Origin of the sequence: Methylomonas sp., assembly GCF_023228165.1 — a bacterium.
GTDB lineage: Bacteria > Pseudomonadota > Gammaproteobacteria > Methylococcales > Methylomonadaceae > Methylomonas.
Genome location: NZ_JALOBS010000053.1, coordinates 1 through 17,626, shown reverse-complemented (window position 1 = coordinate 17,626; position 17,626 = coordinate 1). Strand labels below are relative to the sequence as shown.

General features: G+C 50.7%; 10 protein-coding genes. All 10 read left to right on the top strand.

Annotated features, from left to right (window positions below):
- Positions 1-308: 308 nt before the first annotated feature.
- Positions 309-929, top strand: coding sequence for a recombinase family protein (locus M0R33_RS23060; RefSeq protein ID WP_292574321.1), 621 nt, complete (start codon positions 309-311; stop codon positions 927-929).
- Positions 930-932: 3 nt separating this feature from the next.
- Positions 933-1,163, top strand: coding sequence for a WGR domain-containing protein (locus M0R33_RS23055; RefSeq protein ID WP_292574320.1), 231 nt, complete (start codon positions 933-935; stop codon positions 1,161-1,163).
- A 171-nt stretch (positions 1,164-1,334) separates the two neighbouring features.
- A complete protein-coding gene (locus tag M0R33_RS23050) occupies positions 1,335-2,378 on the top strand; it encodes a restriction endonuclease (RefSeq protein WP_292574319.1) in 1,044 nt (347 codons plus the stop codon).
- Positions 2,379-2,441: 63 nt separating this feature from the next.
- Positions 2,442-4,661 carry a class I SAM-dependent DNA methyltransferase gene (locus tag M0R33_RS23045; protein ID WP_292574318.1) on the top strand — a complete coding sequence of 740 codons (2,220 nt, stop codon included), beginning with the start codon at positions 2,442-2,444 and terminating at the stop codon, positions 4,659-4,661.
- A complete protein-coding gene (locus M0R33_RS23040; RefSeq protein WP_292574317.1) occupies positions 4,661-6,043 on the top strand; it encodes a restriction endonuclease subunit S in 1,383 nt (460 codons plus the stop codon). The genes M0R33_RS23045 and M0R33_RS23040 overlap by 1 nt, the downstream gene beginning before the upstream one ends.
- The gene (locus M0R33_RS23035; RefSeq protein ID WP_292574316.1) at positions 6,036-7,076 is read left to right on the top strand and encodes a PDDEXK nuclease domain-containing protein; all 1,041 of its coding nucleotides are present in this window, start codon (positions 6,036-6,038) and stop codon (positions 7,074-7,076) included. Before M0R33_RS23040 ends, M0R33_RS23035 begins: the two co-directional genes overlap by 8 nt.
- Positions 7,069-10,098: a type I restriction endonuclease gene (locus M0R33_RS23030; protein WP_292574315.1), complete on the top strand. Its 3,030-nt coding sequence runs from the start codon at positions 7,069-7,071 to the stop codon at positions 10,096-10,098. The genes M0R33_RS23035 and M0R33_RS23030 overlap by 8 nt, the downstream gene beginning before the upstream one ends.
- A gap of 15 nt (positions 10,099-10,113) precedes the next feature.
- Positions 10,114-13,107: a TrlF family AAA-like ATPase gene (locus tag M0R33_RS23025; RefSeq protein ID WP_366044603.1), complete on the top strand. Its 2,994-nt coding sequence runs from the start codon at positions 10,114-10,116 to the stop codon at positions 13,105-13,107.
- Positions 13,108-13,162: 55 nt separating this feature from the next.
- The gene (locus M0R33_RS23020; RefSeq protein WP_292574313.1) at positions 13,163-14,419 is read left to right on the top strand and encodes a DNA repair exonuclease; all 1,257 of its coding nucleotides are present in this window, start codon (positions 13,163-13,165) and stop codon (positions 14,417-14,419) included.
- A 2-nt stretch (positions 14,420-14,421) separates the two neighbouring features.
- A partial coding sequence (locus tag M0R33_RS23015) for a YhaN family protein (RefSeq protein WP_292574312.1) occupies positions 14,422-17,626 on the top strand: 3,205 nt, incomplete at its 3' end.

Sequence of the window (17,626 nt, the reverse complement as noted above, 5' to 3'; positions counted from 1 at the left end):
CATTTTTATCACTCCAGGTTTCTCCGGCAAAAAGCCGGTCATTGAACTACCTGGGGTGGAAACTTTTCAACGCTCTTTTACCCAGGACCCTGGAAAGTTTTGCACGCCGTTTTGCAATCTTCGTAAAACATAGAATATGTTACGGGTCATATGATAATTTTTTGATGGCACAAACGAAGTCTTTTTTTTTGGGGGGGGGCATAAATGACCGGTTTCGGACAGGGTTTAAAAAATATGTACTAAAGTAGGCAAAGCGGATTTCGTACATGTGTTATAATTCGTACATCCCTTTCGGACGGAATTAGCGCATGTCACGCGTTTTTGCTTACTGTCGAGTGTCGACCACAGACCAAACCACCCAAAATCAAAGCCGGGAAATTCAATCTGCCGGTTTTGCCATTCAGCCGCATCGTTTGATTGAAGAAAGCATCAGCGGTTCAGTCGCGGCTAAAGAACGACCTGGCTTTAATAAATTGATCGACCGGATGGAATCGGGCGATGTATTGGTGGTGACCAAACTGGATCGGCTCGGTCGCAACGCTATGGATGTCAGAGCCACGGTCGAGCATCTTTCGAATTCTGGAGTGCGCGTTCATTGTCTGGCGTTGGGCGGGGTTGATCTAACCAGTTCTGCCGGCAAGATGACCATGCAGGTCATCGCAGCCGTTGCTGAGTTTGAGCGTGACTTGCTGATTGAGCGAACTCAAGCAGGCATTAGTCGCGCGAAGGCGGCGGGTAAACAGTTCGGTCGGCCGCCGGCACTCAATGCGGAAGATCGTGCTGAAGTGGTGAAACGATTGGCTGTTGGCAGCAACGTTTCAGAGTTGGCTCGAGAGTTCAAAACCACTCGGCAAACCATTATGCGGATTCGGGAAGCGGCGTTGAAATCACCGCAAAGTGAAAAGTCCGTCAACCATTCTGGAGAGTAAGCGATGAATCATCTATATATGGAACGGCATGACGAGAAAGACAACATGCATCGTTTTTATCAGATGTTTGTGACGCCAGGTTTATTTGACGATTGGTCACTGATTAAGGAATGGGGCAGGGTAGGGTCACCCGGTACGGTGAGGAAGGAATGGTTTACCACCGAACAAGAAGCAGAATCAGCCAGTCAAAAAATCAGCAGCAAAAAAATTAAGAAGGGTTATCGATTAAAATAACTCCATGGGGACAGTATTACGTTGCATATAATCAGACGCTTTTTTACCTAGTACACTTAAAAATCATGCTGGACGACATTAAAAGGACACTCTGATCCCCCGCCTAATCTCCGATCAGTTACACCTGCCGGAAGCCAAGGCAATCGCATTGGAAAATTAAAAGGAAACATCATGTCATTATGGTTAGTTCGTGCAGGCAGTTACGGCGAGCACGAGTCAAAATTTATCGATGAAAACCGAGTCTATCTGACGTGGGGGGAACTAACGGCAAATGACATGACATCTATCCCCGACTATGAGGGGATCAAGCAACGGGTGCTTCAGACTTATCCGGGAGAGCTACCCCGTAAATTGGGCAATTGGTCGGGTCAGATCTGGGCTTTTGTCCTTGCGATGAAGGTTGGTGACTGGGTGGTGCTGCCCAATAAGAACAAACCGACAATCGCCATTGGCGAGATCAAGAGTCCATGCAAATTTGACCCTGCCGCCGCAGATGACTATCGTCACTATCGGGAAATTTCGTGGTTGAACACCGAGATCCCCCGAACTGCTTTCGATCAAGACCTCCTTTACTCGTTTGGTGCCTTCCTAACGGTTTGCGAAATCAAACGCAACAACGCTGAACATAGAGTCCGCTCCATGGCGCTCAATCAGTGGCAGACCCCGATGCCGGCGCCGACCCAGGTGTCTGTGAATGGGAGTGCCACTGATGAGGCCCCGCAAGAGAGCTTAGTCGATCTGGAACAATTGGCCCGAGATTCTATCGCCAAGCTGATCATACAGAAATTCAAGGGGCACGGGATGGCTCGTCTGGTCGATGCGATTCTGAAGGCGCAAGGATTTACGACTTATCTCAGCCCAGAAGGGCCTGATAAAGGAGTTGATATTTTGGCCGCCGGCGGCCCTTTCGGCTTCGACTCGCCTAGGCTATGTGTTCAGGTGAAGTCTGGCGATACGCCGGCAGATCGTCCAGAATTCACTCAGTTGATCGGGGCCATGCAAAGTGTGAACGCTGATCAGGGGTTGTTCGTGTCGTGGTCGGATTTCAAACAGACCGTGTACAAAGAAGTACCTGTTCAGTTCTTCAAGGTGCGACTCTGGAACCAAAACGACTTGATTGAGCAATTACTCGACAACTACGACAAACTTGATCAGGACGTTCGTGCCGAACTGCCCTTAAAGAGAATCTGGACAATTGCTACTCCCGATCGGTAAAAGTCCAAGCAAAGCGCCTAAATTCATAAAACTCAATCACTGACCGATTCACTCAAAACATCTATGCAAAGCACTCAACACCAAAACCTAGTCGGCTTCATCTGGAATATCGCCAATAAGCTGCGCGGTCCTTATCGTCCACCGCAGTACCGCCGCGTGATGCTGCCGTTGATTGTTTTGCGTCGCTTTGATTTGGTCTTAGCGGAAAACAAGCAACAAGTGTTGGATGAAAAAAAGCGGCTTGAGAAAAAAGGTATCACAGGCCAAGCGCTGGAAAAGGCGCTATCACGTATTGCCGCCAATGACCGCAAGCAGGAACTGTTTAACACCAGCGGCTTCACTTTTGAAAAATTGCTGGGTGATGCCCCCAACATCGCCGGCAACCTGATCGCTTATATCCAGGGCTTCTCGCCCCGTGCTCGCGACATCTTCGACAAGTTCGAATTCGAGACCGAGATCGCCAAGCTCGACGAAGCCAACAGGCTGTTTCTGATCATCAGAGAATTCTGCTCGGCAGAAATCAATCTGTCCCCCAAAGCCATCAGCAACCTGCAAATGGGCTATCTGTTTGAAGAGCTGGTACGCAAATTCAACGAGCAAGCCAACGAAGAGGCCGGGGATCACTTTACCCCGCGTGAAGTCATCCGCCTGATGGTGCAGTTGCTGTTCACCGGCGAGGAAGGTATCTACGAAAAAGGCATCTACCGCAGCGTTTACGATCCCACAGCAGGTACAGGCGGCATGTTGTCGGAATCAGAGAAGTACATCTGCGGTGACGGCTTTACCACGGGGCTTAATCCGGACGCCAACATCGAACTATTCGGCCAGGAATATAACCCGGAGTCTTACGCCATTTGCTGTTCCGATCTGCTGATCAAGGACGAGCCAATCAACAACCTGATCTACGGCGACACGCTGGGTATCAAGGACGCCAAAAACAAGACTAATGGTTTTGTGCCGCACGACGGCCACCAAGACAAGAAGTTCCATTACATGCTGGCCAACCCGCCATTCGGCGTGGAGTGGAAGCCTGAAGAAGATTTCGTGCGCGAAGAGTACGAAGATCAAGGTTTTTCTGGCCGTTTTGGCGCAGGACTGCCACGCATCAACGATGGATCGCTGCTGTTTTTGCAGCATATGATTTCCAAGATGCACAATCCACCCAAAAGCGGCGGCGATGGCTCTAAAATCGCCATTGTGTTCAACGGCTCGCCGCTGTTTACCGGCGACGCCGGTTCAGGCGAATCCAATATCCGCCGTTGGATTATCGAAAATGATTTGCTCGATGCTGTTGTCGCTCTGCCTGACCAGATGTTCTACAACACCGGCATTTATACCTACGTCTGGATCGTTACCAATAAAAAGCCCTCCCATCGCCAAGGCAAGGTACAGTTGATTGACGGTACCCGGCACTTCAAAAAAATGGACAAGAGCTTGGGCAATAAGCGTAACGAGCTGTCGGACGAGCACATCAAGGCATTGGTGCGCCTGTATGCCGAACACGAGCAGGATGCGGAATGTGACGTCATTGTGGACGGCAAATCCCAGCGCCGTGTGTGCAGCAAACTGTTTAATAATCAAGACTTCGGCTTTCTCAAAATCACCGTCGAGCGCCCGCTACGCCTGAATTTTCAAGTCAGCCCCGAGCGCATCGCCCGGCTGGACGAGCAAAGCGCCTTCGTTAATCTCGCCGGCAGTAAAAAGCGCAAGGACGATGCCGCCTATCGGGCCGAAATCGCTGCCGGACAAGAAACCCAAGCGGCAATCAAAGCCGCTCTGCACGAGGTGGAAAGCGTAACCCTTTATCTCAACCGCGCCGAGTTTGAAACCCTGCTCGCCGACACCTTGCAAGACGCCGGTATCAAGGTTGGCGCGCCGCTTAAAAAAGCCATTCTTGCGGCGTTGTCCGAGCGCGATCCCAAAGCCGATATTTGTCTGGATGCCAAAGGCAACCCGGAACCCGACCCTGAGCTGCGGGATACCGAAATCGTGGCGTTGCCAGATGACATCAGCTTGCCGCTGCCGCTTAAATACGACAACGAAACCGGCCACGACCAGCTGCTAAAGTTGGTCAAAGACCACTGCGAAGATTACCTGAAAGCAGAAGTCCTGCCGCATGTGCCTGATGCCTGGATAGCCCACGACAAAACCAAGGTTGGCTACGAGATTCCGTTGAATCGGCATTTTTATGTCTACCAACCGCCGCGGCCGTTGGATGAGATTGCAGGCGAAATCAGCCAGCTGGAAAAAGACATCATGGCGATGCTGAGTGAGGTGGTCTGATGCAAATCGGTGTCTATGACAACCTTAAAAGCTCTGGTTCGGCATGGCTTGGTGATATTCCGACGCATTGGGGTGCTCAGAAGCTGAAGTTTCTGGCGACGGTTCAACCCAGCAATGTCGACAAAAAAACCGTGGAGGGTGAAGAACCAGTAATTCTTTGCAACTACACGGATGTTTACAAGAACGAATACATCGACAGTCGATTAGAATTTATGCAAGCCTCTGCAACTGAAGCAGAGATTAAGAAATTCAAAGTTGATGTCGGTGATGTGATCGTCACGAAGGATTCAGAAACCCCTGAAGATATAGCTGTTCCTGCCTGTGTCGCGGAAGATATCGAAGGCCTTGTCTGCGGATATCACCTCACGCAAATCAAACCCATTGACTTGCATGGTCGTTATTTATTTCGACTGTTTCAATCGAAGGGATTTAATGCGCAATTTACAGTTGCAGCCAATGGTGTCACACGTTTTGGATTACCTCAGTATGCAATCGCTAACGCATTTACCCCGTTGCCGCCGTTTGAGGAGCAACTGGCCATTGCCCAATTCCTAGATTTCAAAACCGCTCAAATCGATGCCCTGATTGCCAAGAAGCAAACCTTGCTGGAAAAGCTGGCCGAAAAGCGCACGGCGCTGATTAGCCATGCCGTCACCAAGGGGCTTGATCCATCGGTGCCGATGAAGGATTCGGGAGTGGCTTGGTTGGGGGAGATTCCGGCGCATTGGAATACGATAAGGCTCAGGCATGCGTCAGATTTCGTTACAAGTGGCTCACGCGGCTGGGCTGAGTTCTACTCAAATGAAGGTAGTGTATTTCTGCGAATCACAAATGTTTCTCGACACTCGGTACAGCTATTATTGAATGATATTCGGAGAGTTTCTCCACCAGATACGGCGGAAGGAAAGCGAACAGCAACGAAAGGTGGTGATGTGATAATTTCCATCACAGCTGACTTGGGTTCTGTTGCAGTAGTCCCTGATGGGTTTGAGTCTGCATATGTAAGTCAACACCTTGCTTTAGTCAGACCAAACAGCAATCACGTCACAGGACAATGGCTAGCCTATCAGATTTTCTCGTCAGCCGGGCAGGCACAATTACTTGGGGCTGGATATGGTGGAACAAAAATCCAACTTGGGTTGAACGATATAAAAGACATGTGGCTGGCGCTACCACCTGAGCACGAGCAGAAGGACATTTGTCTTCGAATTAGTGCTGCTCTCGATGCGACAGAGCGGCAAGTTTATTCAATTACTATGGTTATTGATAGGCTTCAAGAATACCGTTCCGCCCTAATCACCAACGCCGTCACCGGTAAAATTGACGTGCGAGGCATCAAAGTCCCGCCGCAATCCGAGCAACAGGAGCTTGCCCATGCCTGACATTGTGCCTTTGCCCGCCGATTACCCTGCGTGGCTGACTGAGCTGAAATCTCGCATTCACAGCGCCCAACAACGTGCCGCGCTGGCGGTTAATCGTGAGTTGGTGTTGCTGTACTGGCAAATTGGTCAAGACATTTTGACACGGCAAACGCAGCAAGGCTGGGGGGCTAAAGTCATCGAGCGATTGGCGCAGGATTTGCGCAATGCCTTCCCGGACATGAAAGGTTTCTCGCCACGCAACCTAAAATACATGCGCGCCTTTGCCGAGGCGTGGCCTGATGCCGAATTTGTGCAAGCGGTGCTTGCACAATTACCGTGGTATCACCAGCTGGCGTTGCTGGATAAGCTAAAATCCGAGGCTGAACGCCGCTGGTATGTCGCTAAGACACTGGAACACAATTGGTCACGCAACGTGCTGGTGATGCAGATCGAAACCCGCTTGTTTGAGCGCAGCGGCACTGCCATCACCAACTTCGAAGATCGCCTACCCAAACCGCAATCGGATCTGGCTCGCGAATCTCTGAAAGACCCTTACCGTTTTGATTTTCTGGGATTGACCGAAGCAGCACAGGAACGCGAGATTGAAAATGCCCTGGTGAGACATGTCACCGAATTTTTATTGGAATTGGGCGCAGGTTTTGCGTTTGTCGGGCGCCAGGTGTTGCTGGATGTGGGCGGCGATGAGTTTTTCATCGATTTGTTGTTTTATCACCTGAAATTGCGCTGTTACGTGGTGATCGAGCTCAAGGCCGGCACATTCAAACCGGAGCACCTTGGTCAACTGGGGTTTTATCTGACGGCGGTGGATCGGCAGATTAAGGACGAGCACGATAGCCCTACCATTGGCCTGCTGCTATGCAAAAGCAAAAACAAGGTCGTGGCCGAATATGCCTTGAGCGATAAAACTCAGCCTATGGGGATTGCCGAATACAAACTGCTGGAATCCCTACCCGCCGAATTGCAAACCAGTCTGCCAAGCATTGAGGCGATTGAACAGGCACTACAACACACTGAGGGAGAGAGTGATGCATAAGGAAATCGACTTCGAAAACGACATCGAGCAGGTACTGATTAGCAGCGGTGGCTACCAGAAAAGCGACCCGAAAACCTATGACCCGGAAATCGCGCTGTTTCCTGCAGAGACCATCGCCTTTGTGCAAAAGACCCAACCTAAAATCTGGGCGCGCTTGACCCAGCTCGGCGCGAGCAAGGCCGAGACTCTATTACTTGACAGCCTAGTTAAGGAGTTAGCCGCTAAGGGCTGTTTGGCGGTGCTGCGGGAAGGCTTTAAGTGTTTGGGTAAAACGGTGCGGATCGCCTATTTTGCACCCAATACCGGGCTTGATCCCTCAGCGACCAAGCGCTATGCCGACAACCGCCTGATCATAGCTCGCCAGGTCAAAACCAAGAGTGGCGCCATCCCTGATGTGGTGTTGGCCGTCAACGGCTTGCCGGTAGTGACTTTGGAGTTGAAAAACCCGATGTCGGCGACACATTGGAATGTCGAAAATGCCAAATTTCAATACCGATATGAACGCGATCCCAAGGAGTTGTTGTTTGCGTTTAAACAGCGCTGCTTGGTACATTTTGCGGTAGATACCGAGTTGGCATATATGACTACCAAGCTGGAAGGTAAGGAGACTTTCTTTCTGCCATTCAATCTCGGGCATAACCATGGTGCCGGCAATCCACCTGCCAAGGGCGATGTACGCACCACCTATCTATGGCATAAAGCGCTGACTCGGGACAGTTTGATGGACATTCTGGCCCGCTTCATCCATTTGGATGTGGAAGAAAAGACCGTGGTAACCGAGAAAGGGATCAAACGGCATCGCAAGGAAACCATGATTTTTCCGCGCTATCACCAGTTGGATGCTGTCCGCACACTGACCGAGCACGCCCAAAGCCAGGGTGCCGGGCACAATTATTTGATTCAACATTCGGCCGGCTCTGGCAAGTCCAACTCGATTGCCTGGTTGGCGCATCGTTTATCCAGTTTACATAACGCTAACGATGAGAAGATTTTCCATACTGTGGTGGTAATTACCGATAGGCTGGTGTTGGATCAACAGTTGCAAGACACCATTTTCCAGTTCGAGCACAAACTGGGTGTGGTACAGAAAATCGATGAAGATACCCAGCAGTTGGCCAAGGCGTTGGCGGGTGGTGTGCCTATCATCATTTCCACCATCCAAAAATTTCCGTTTATTGCCCAGGCCATACGTACGCTGGAGGCGAACGGCAAAGCGATTGCCATTTCAACCGCCGGCAAGCGTTTTGCAGTGATTGTAGATGAAGCCCACAGTTCACAAAGCGGCGAAACGGCCATGGAGCTACGCAAGATTTTGAATCGAGACGGGATCGAATCGGCAATTGCTGAGCAGTTACTGGATATGGAGGATGACGCTCTAAGCGAAGAGGCCAAAAAAGAACTGCTGCGCGAACAACTTAAGCGCACCAAACAGCCCAATTTGAGTTATTTTGCTTTCACTGCAACGCCCAAGTTCAAAACCTTGGCCGTATTCGACGAGCCTGGCCCCACGGGCACGGTGCCATTCCACCATTACAGCATGCGGCAGGCTATTGAAGAAGGCTTTATCCATGATGTGTTGGAAAACTACACCTGCTACAAACGCTATTACAAGCTGATCCAGAAAGTAGAACAAGATCCTGAGGTGCCGCGCCGCAAGGCCGCCAAGGCTCTTGCGCGTTTTGTGGCGTTTCATGATTATGAGATTGCGCAAAAAGTGGAAGTCATCGTTGAGCATTTTCGCACCCATACCCGCCACAAAATCGGTGGCCGGGCTAAAGCAATGGTGGTCACTGGCTCGCGAGAACATGCTGTGCGCTACAAACTGGGGTTTGACAAGTACATCAAGGAAAAGGGTTATACCGATGTGAAGTCACTGGTGGCTTTTTCCGGTGAAATTAGCTTGAAGGAGTTTGCTGACAAAAAATTCACAGAAGTGAATATGAATAACGGCATCAAGGAAACCGAGTTGCCGGAAAAGTTTAATACCGAAGAATATCAAGTGCTATTGGTGGCGGAGAAATACCAGACTGGTTTTGATCAGCCTTTGCTGCACAGTATGTATGTCGATAAGCGCTTGGCCGGTATTCAAGTGGTACAGACTCTGAGTCGTCTTAATCGGACCACGCGCGGTAAAAGCGATACTTTTGTGCTGGACTTTGTGAATGAGCCGGAAGACATCTATAAGGCTTTCAAGCCCTATTATCAAGTGACACCTAAAGGCGAAGATACTGATCCGCAACAACTAAACACGTTGGCTCACAGCTTGATCGAATGGAAAGTGTTTACCAAGGATGAGGTGAATGCCTGGTGTGAAATTTGGTTTAGGAATCGGATGAATCCCACCGGCGGCGAACACAAGAAGTTAAACGGCTTGCTGGATTTGGCGGTAGAACGATTCAAACAGCTGTCGGAAGAGGACAATCTGTTCTTTAAAGGCCAGCTGGCAACCTTCCGCAATTTATATATGTTTGTTTCTCAGATCATCCCATATCAGGATTCGGATCATGAAAAGTTGTACAGCTATATCCGTTTTTTGCTGAATAAATTGCCACGCAATACCGATACCGGAACGGTTCAAGTCGACGATGATGTCGAGTTGAAATATTACCGATTACAGAAAATCAGTGAGGGCAGCATTGATCTTAAGGTTGGGGAGGCCGAGTCTGTCTATGGCCCAATGGATGTCGGCACGGGCCAACCGGATGAAGAAGTACAGCTATCCACACTGGTTGAAAAGCTCAACGAACGCTTTGGCACTGAATTTACGCTTGCCGACCAACTATTTTTTGATCAAGTTAGAGAGACGGCCGTGGCCAATGAGCAATTGCGTCAAGCGGTGATGGCCAACACCATTGAGAATTTTGCATCGGTGTTTAATAAGCAATTAGAAAACCTGTTTGTTGAACGCATGGACGGCAACGAGGATATTTTTGTCCGGCTGATGAACGACGAGGCGTTTCGGAACATCGCAGCCGGTCACCTAGTGCAAGCGGTTTATCAACAAGTTCGTACGGGTAGTTAACGCCAAAAACTAATAATGACTAATGGAGGAAGGATGATAAGTTGTGGTTCGCAATGGCGGCGCTGGGAGCCCCATATTCATGCACCAGGTACTGTGTTGAATAACCAATTTGGTGGTGATGATGCCTGGGATACCTACCTCACAAAGATTGAGGGACTTACGCCAAAAATAGAGGCAATTGCCGTTACAGATTACTATGTCACTGAATCGTACGAAGAGGTACTGAAACATAAAGCGGCAGGCAGGATTCCTGACGTTCAGTTGATATTTCCTAATGTTGAACTCAGACTAGATGTAGCGGCGAGGTCTGGCTTCGTGAATGTCCATCTCTTAGTTAGTCCAGAAGACCATGACCATCTACTCCAACTTCGCAGAATCCTCACCAGACTCCAGTTCCAGGCTCATGGGGATCATTTTAGTTGTACGCGGGATGACCTTGTCACGCTTGGAAAACGCACAGACCCCAGAATCACGGACGACCGTGCAGCCCTTCAGCTTGGCGCAACCCAATTCAAGGTCAGCTTTGACCAGCTACGTCGAATCTTCCACGAAAGTGACTGGGCGAAGAAAAACATCCTCGTCGCAGTGGCTGGTGGTGCTGGCGACGGAACCTCTGGCTTACGTCAAGCAGCAGATGCGACAATGCGCCAAGAAATTGAGAAGTTCGCTCACATTATTTTCTCAGGCAACCCTGCTCAACGCGAATTCTGGCTTGGGCAGCGAAGCATCAACATCGATGTGTTACGCGAGAGATATAACGGCTGCAAGCCGTGCCTTCATGGCAGCGACTCACACGACCTAACAACGGTCGGCCAGCCTGTGGATGATCGCTTCTCATGGATCAAGGGAGGGCTAGAGTTTGACGCTTTACGACAGGCTTGCATCGACCCGGAAGGTCGCGCATTTGTTGGATCAGAGCCACCACGCTCCGCGATGCCGTCTCAAGTGATTTCCCATGTATCGATAGCCAATGCGAGTTGGGCACAAACTCCGGAAATTCCCCTCAATCCGGGCTTGGTCGCTATAATTGGAGCTCGCGGCTCTGGAAAAACAGCTCTCGCAGACATGATTGCTGCGGGATGTGACTCAATATCATCAACTACGTGGAATGCTCAAGAAAGCAGAAGTGCATCTTTTTTAGTTCGCGCGAGACAACTCATCGGTGATGCTACTGTCATCTTAACGTGGGGTGGTGGTGGTGATACCACGCAGGCGCTTGATGGAAGAGATGCAAATGGACATCTTTCGTTTCCCAGAGCACGTTATCTATCACAACAGTTCGTGGAAGAGCTTTGTTCGTCAGGCGGTATATCCGATGGACTTATTGACGAAATAGAACGAGTGATTTTGGAGGCGCATTCACTCGATGAACGTGAAGGCGCCATTGATTTCGCCGAATTTCGAGAACATCGAACCAGTCGATTTCAGCAAGCTCGCAGCCGCGAGGAAGAAGCAATATCTGATTTGTCTGACCGTATTGCAACCGAGCTTGAAAAAGAGAGATTGATAGACACACTCACTGCTCAAGTTGGAGAGAAGAAAAGGCTAATCCAAAGTTACAACGCGGACCTTGCCAAACTCGTTGTCAAGGGCACGGAAGCTCAGGTCAAACGGCACACGGAACTTAGTGAGGCTGCTCAAACTATCAGAGGCAAGATTCAGGCCTTTACCAATCAGCGCCGTACTTTTGTCTCAATGCAAGACGAGGTGACCAGTACCCGTGCAACAAAGGCTCCAGAACTTCTTCGCCAAGCGCAAGAACGACACACAATGAGCGGGCTTAGTGATCAACAGTGGGACGAATTCCTTCTCATCTATAAAGGAAATGTAGACAGTAGCCTGACGGACTATGTGGCATGGGCCGACAAGAAAATTGCCGAACTTATGGGCCTGCCCTTGCAACCTGGAGAACCAAACACTCCTCTCATTGCCGAAGGCGTTGATCTCGCTACACTAAATCTCTCAACCATAAGTGCGGAAATGACTAGGCTGGAAGCCTTGATCAGCGCAGACAAAGTGGTTCGAGACCAATATACAGCACTGACCAAACGTATTGGGCAGGAGACTGCTACTCTTAAAATGTTGGAAGAAAAGCTCACGGATGCGCAGGGTGCTGCTGCCAGAAGGAAGGTATTGCAAGGCGAGCGCGATAACACCTACATGCGAGCATTTGAGGCAATTATCAACGAGCAGAATGCTCTCGCCGAACTCTATACCCCTTTATTGACAAGGCTCGCAACATATTCCGGCACGCTAAGCAAGCTCAGCTTTTCTGTCAGACGTATCGTTGATACGCAACAGTGGGGAAAGTTCGCAGAGGACAATCTTCTTGATTTGCGTAAGAGTGGCACGTTCAATGGCCGAGGATCGTTAATTGCTATCGCAGAAAAGCTGCTTAAGCCGTCATGGGAGACGGGCAGTGCTGATGAGATTCAGACTGCTATGACAAACTTTATTTCCACCTATATGAAGGATCTCTTTGCTCACGCACCTTATGCTCAGACGCAACAAGTTGAGTTCAGAGCGTGGTTGAAGCATTTCGCGCATTGGCTTTTTGGGACAGATCACATCTCAGTTCGATACGAGATTGTTTATGATGGTATTGATATACGGAAACTATCTCCAGGCACGCGGGGCATTGTTCTATTGTTACTTTATTTAGCCCTAGATGAGTCCGACGACCGTCCTCTTATCATTGACCAACCTGAGGAGAATCTCGATCCGAAGTCTGTCTTTGATGAACTTGTGCCGCTTTTCATCGAAGCGAAATCTAAGCGACAGGTCATTATGGTTACTCATAACGCCAATTTAGTAATCAATACCGATGCAGATCAGATCATCATTGCTGAGGCTGGACCACATAACACTGGCGGGCTTCCTCCCATTACATACAAAGCGGGAGGACTTGAAAACTTTGATATTCGTAAAGCCGTTTGCGACATCCTTGAAGGTGGTGAAGACGCATTTCGCGAACGAGCAAGACGTCTTCGTGTTCGCTTGGAACGATAATACGGATTTAAGGGTTTTGATCGTTGGCGAAAGTAGTAATGAAAGGAAAAAAGAAGTGAAATTCATACATGCAGCAGACATTCACCTGGATAGTCCGTTAACGGGTTTAAGCGCTTACCCTGATGCCCCTGTGGAAATGCTGCGCACAGCGACTCGCGATGCCTTTACCAATCTGGTCACAGAAGCAATTGAGCAACCGGTTGACTTCATGGTGATTGCCGGCGACCTGTACGATGGCAGTTGGAAGGATCACAACACCGGCATTTATTTCTGTAAAGAAATGGGTCGCCTGAAGAAAGTCGGCATTCCGGTTTATCTGCTGTTCGGCAACCACGATGCCGAAAGTGAAATGACCAAGAAGCTGCAACTGCCTGACAACGTCTTTGCCTTCGACACCCGGAAACCCAGCACTTTTCGACTTGAAAACCTCAAGGTCGCCCTACATGGCCGCAGCTTTAAGGAAAAAGAGACCCTGGAAAATCTTGTGACAGGGTATCCGGCACCGGTACCAGGCCTGTTCAACATTGGTGTGCTACACACCGCGCTGGAGGGCAACGCAGCGCATGCCAGCTATGCCCCGTGTAGTTTGGATGAACTGCATGCCAAGGGCTACCACTACTGGGCATTGGGTCATGTACATGAATATCAAATATGGGAAGGTGCTTCGACAGTGGTTTTCCCTGGCAATCTTCAAGGTCGTCATATCCGGGAGACCGGACCACGTGGCGCAGTGATGGTGACGGCAGACGGGCAGGGCATTCAGGACATTCAGCGCCTGTTCGTCGATGTCCTGCGCTGGGCCAATCTTGACGTCGATGCTACCGAGTGCAAAATGCTATCGGAAGTAGTGTCCAGGATAGGCAAAGCCCTCGACGAATTGATAGAAAGCAGCCCGTCGACCATCCCCATAGCAGTTAGAGTCACCGTAACCGGCAAAACAGCCGCGCACGGTGATCTTTTCGGATTGGAGTCGCAACTGCGCGCCGAAGTCTTGGCCTTGGCAGTCGCCATGGGGGCGGAGCGACTTTGGATTGAAAAGGTGAGGGTGGCCACTTCGGCGGCAGATGACGGCGAGGCGCTGCGAGCACGTGCCGATGCGCTATCCGACTTACAGGACCTGCTGCAGGCAGCTGAATCAGACGCCGACTTTCTTAAAAGCTTACAAGACGATCTGTTGGGCTTGGTCAACAAAGTGCCCCTGGAATTACAAACTAGCGTCCCTTACTTTAAAGCCATCCGCGCAGGCGATTTGGTGGACTTGGTTCGCGAAGTCCGCCCGGGACTGCTATCTCATTTAGCCAAGGTGGAGTGACAATGCGCTTCCACCGCTTGGACCTGATCAAATACGGCAAATTCTCTGACCGCTCGGTGGAGTTTCCCGTGGCCAAACAGGACTTTCATCTGATTGTCGGGCCCAACGAGGCCGGCAAGTCCACTTTGCGGTCCGCCATTGTTGATTTGTTATTCGGTATTCCTTCGCGTTCCGTTCATAGTTTCCTGCACCCGCTTAACGAATTGCGCTTAGGGGCCTACATTAGCAATGCCGCAGGCACGCTTGAATTTCAGCGCGCTAAAGCGCAAAAACAAACCCTGCGCTCGCCAGTGGATGCCATCTTGTCAGATACCGCGCTGACACCGTTCCTTGGGACTGCGGATAGAAGTTTCTTTGATCAAATGTTTGGTCTTGATCATACCCGTTTGGTGAACGGCGGCAATAGTATCCTCAATGCCGAGAACGACGTGGGTCAGATTCTGTTTCAATCGGCAGCCGGCGTTGCCAGCCTGGGCAAAATTCGTGATGCGCTGGTCGCCGAGGCGGATAAGCTGTGGGCGCCCAGAAAATCCAATGAGCGGGCCTATTACATCGCCGCAGATCAGCTCGATAAGGCGACCACCGCGTTAAAGGAAGCCACTGTTCGCACTAAAGTCTGGGTGGACGCCAATAGTAAAGTCGAGTCGCTGCACGAAGCGCTCAGTCATGAGCGCGAACGCCATCAACAACGCCAAAGCCAGCGCAACAGCCTGGAACGCATCCGCAGGCTAGCCCCGTTTCTGATGACGCTTAGGGAAAACGAACAGAAACTGGCTGAACTGGGCGAGGTGATAGAACTGCCGGCAGAGGCCGCGGCCACTCTCGCAAGCGCAGAACGCGAGCTGGCTATCGCCCTTGAGCGACTGGAACTGCGCAATGCCGAGGTTGAAAACCTCACGGAAGCGCTATCACACATCGAAGTAGACGAAGCCGTACTTGAACTGGCTGCCGACATCACCAAACTGGATAACCTTCGCCTGCAATACAGTGCCTATGAAGGCGATATCGCCCATCGAAAAAAGGAAATAGCCGCACTTTGGCAAGCAGTTGGTCAAGCCTGTACTCAGCTGGGCTGGACGCCAGACTCTGAGAGCGCCATTGCCCAGCGCCTACCCACACTGCTGATACGCCGGGAACTCAGGCAACTGGTCCGCGACCGTGGCGGCATTATTCAGACTCTACGGGCAGCAGAACAGGCCGAAAAGACCAAGGATTCTGAAATCAATACGCTATCAGCTCAACTGGCTGACTTGCAAATGGGCGAGATCAAGCCCGCGCTACGTGCGGCGTTAGCAAACGCCAAATCATTGGGTGACACGGAAATAGCCCTCCAAAAGCGACAATCCACGTTGACCAAGACGAAGTCAGCGTTGGACGGTTTATTGTTGGACTTGGGGCAATGGCGCAAGCCCTTACCTGAGTTAATGGCACTACAGCCGCCTAGCCAAGAAAAACTAACCCGTTTGATGCAAGAGCGGCAGGCCCTTATTGCTGATCGAAAAGCTGACTTACTGCGACTAAAAAATCAAACTGCCGAGGTTGCCCGGATTGAATTGCAAATTGCCCAGTTTAAAGCACTACATCATCCCACGACACTGGAGGCGGTGATAGAAGCGCGGACTGAACGAGATACGGCGTGGGAGGCGATTAAAACGGGTGAGATTGATCTGCAGCGCGAGGGACACACGTTTGAGAAGAAGATGACCCATGCCGATCAAGTGGCCGATAGGCGACTCGACGATGTCGAGGAAGCAACCGAACTGCAAAGCTTGAATCAACTGCTGGAACGGGAGCGGCAGAGCCTAACGCTGATCGAAAGCCAATGTTCACAATGGGCAGAAGATCTTCAGCGGTTTGATGACCGATGGGCACAAGAGGCAGTCGGTATGGATTTGGCCGGTATGAACTTAGAGGACATGGGTGCCTGGATGCTTAGGCGGGAGAGGGCACTTTCTGCTGGCATTGCCTATCAAGAGGCACAGAGTGATGTGGAGTCATTGTGTCAATCAATTGCAGCATCCAGATTATCCCTCGCCAAGACCTTACGAGAAGCCGGGCTGCCTGTGGTCGAGACGGATAGTTTGTCTGTCCTGTGCGTTCAGGCAGAACAGCATATCCAAGCCATCGACAGTGCTAAAATTCGGCATGAAACCTTATCGGCACAATGGCTTGCCGCGCAGTCACTGGCCACAACGTTAAAGCAAACTACTGAGGATGCGAAAAAGGAGGCAAGCCGTTGGTCTACAGCCTGGTCAACAACGCTCGCCAAGACGGGGTTATCCCCTGACAGCGATACTGGCACGGCGGAAGGCGCTCTGGAGCTCATTGAGCAAATCGCCGAAAAATTAGAAAAAATGCGGCAGATTCAAGTCGAGCGTATCGACACCATGAATGCTGATCTGAAGGCGTTTTCTGTTGAAGCCAATCGTCTCGCGCAAATCGTTGCCGCTGAGCTCAAAGATCAGCCGGCCGAGCAAATTGCTCTGACATTAGCCCATCGTTTAGAGCGAGCTCGCGAATCTTTTGCGGAATGGAGTCGACTTAAAGAAGCCCTGCGTATTACAAACAGTCAGGTATTGGAAGCCAAAGAATCGAGTCAAACCGCCATAGCGAGTTTGAAACCGTTAATGGAAAAAGCGGGTGTCGACACCACGGCTTTGTTGAATGAAGCAATTGGTCGATCTGACGAGCTACGCCGCCTAAATACCGAGCTGGCAGAGGCTAAGGCTACTCTTCTCAATGGGAGCGATGGTCTAACTCGGATGCAAATCGAAGCGGAGATTGATGCGGCTAACCTAGTTCAGCTGGCCGCTGAACTCGCACACATCAACGCTGAAATTGCTGATGCAGTGCAGCAGCAAACGACGCTTTCGGCTGACCATGCGAATGCCTTACGGGCTTTGTCCGAAATCGGTGGATCAGACGCGGCCACACAGGCGGAGGCCCAACGCCAAGAAGCGCTTGCGCAAATGTCGGATACGGCCGAACGCTATGTAAAAGTTTTTACCGCCGGGCGCTTGCTCCGTTGGTCAATTGACCGCTATCGAGAAGAGAAACAGGGGCCACTGTTACAACGCGCGGGCACGATCTTTTCGACCTTAACGTCCGGATCGTTTAGTAAGCTGATCGTGGATTTTGAACGGGAACCGATGGTGTTGGAAGGGCTACGTTCCGATGGCAAGTTGGTCGGTATTTCTGGCATGAGCG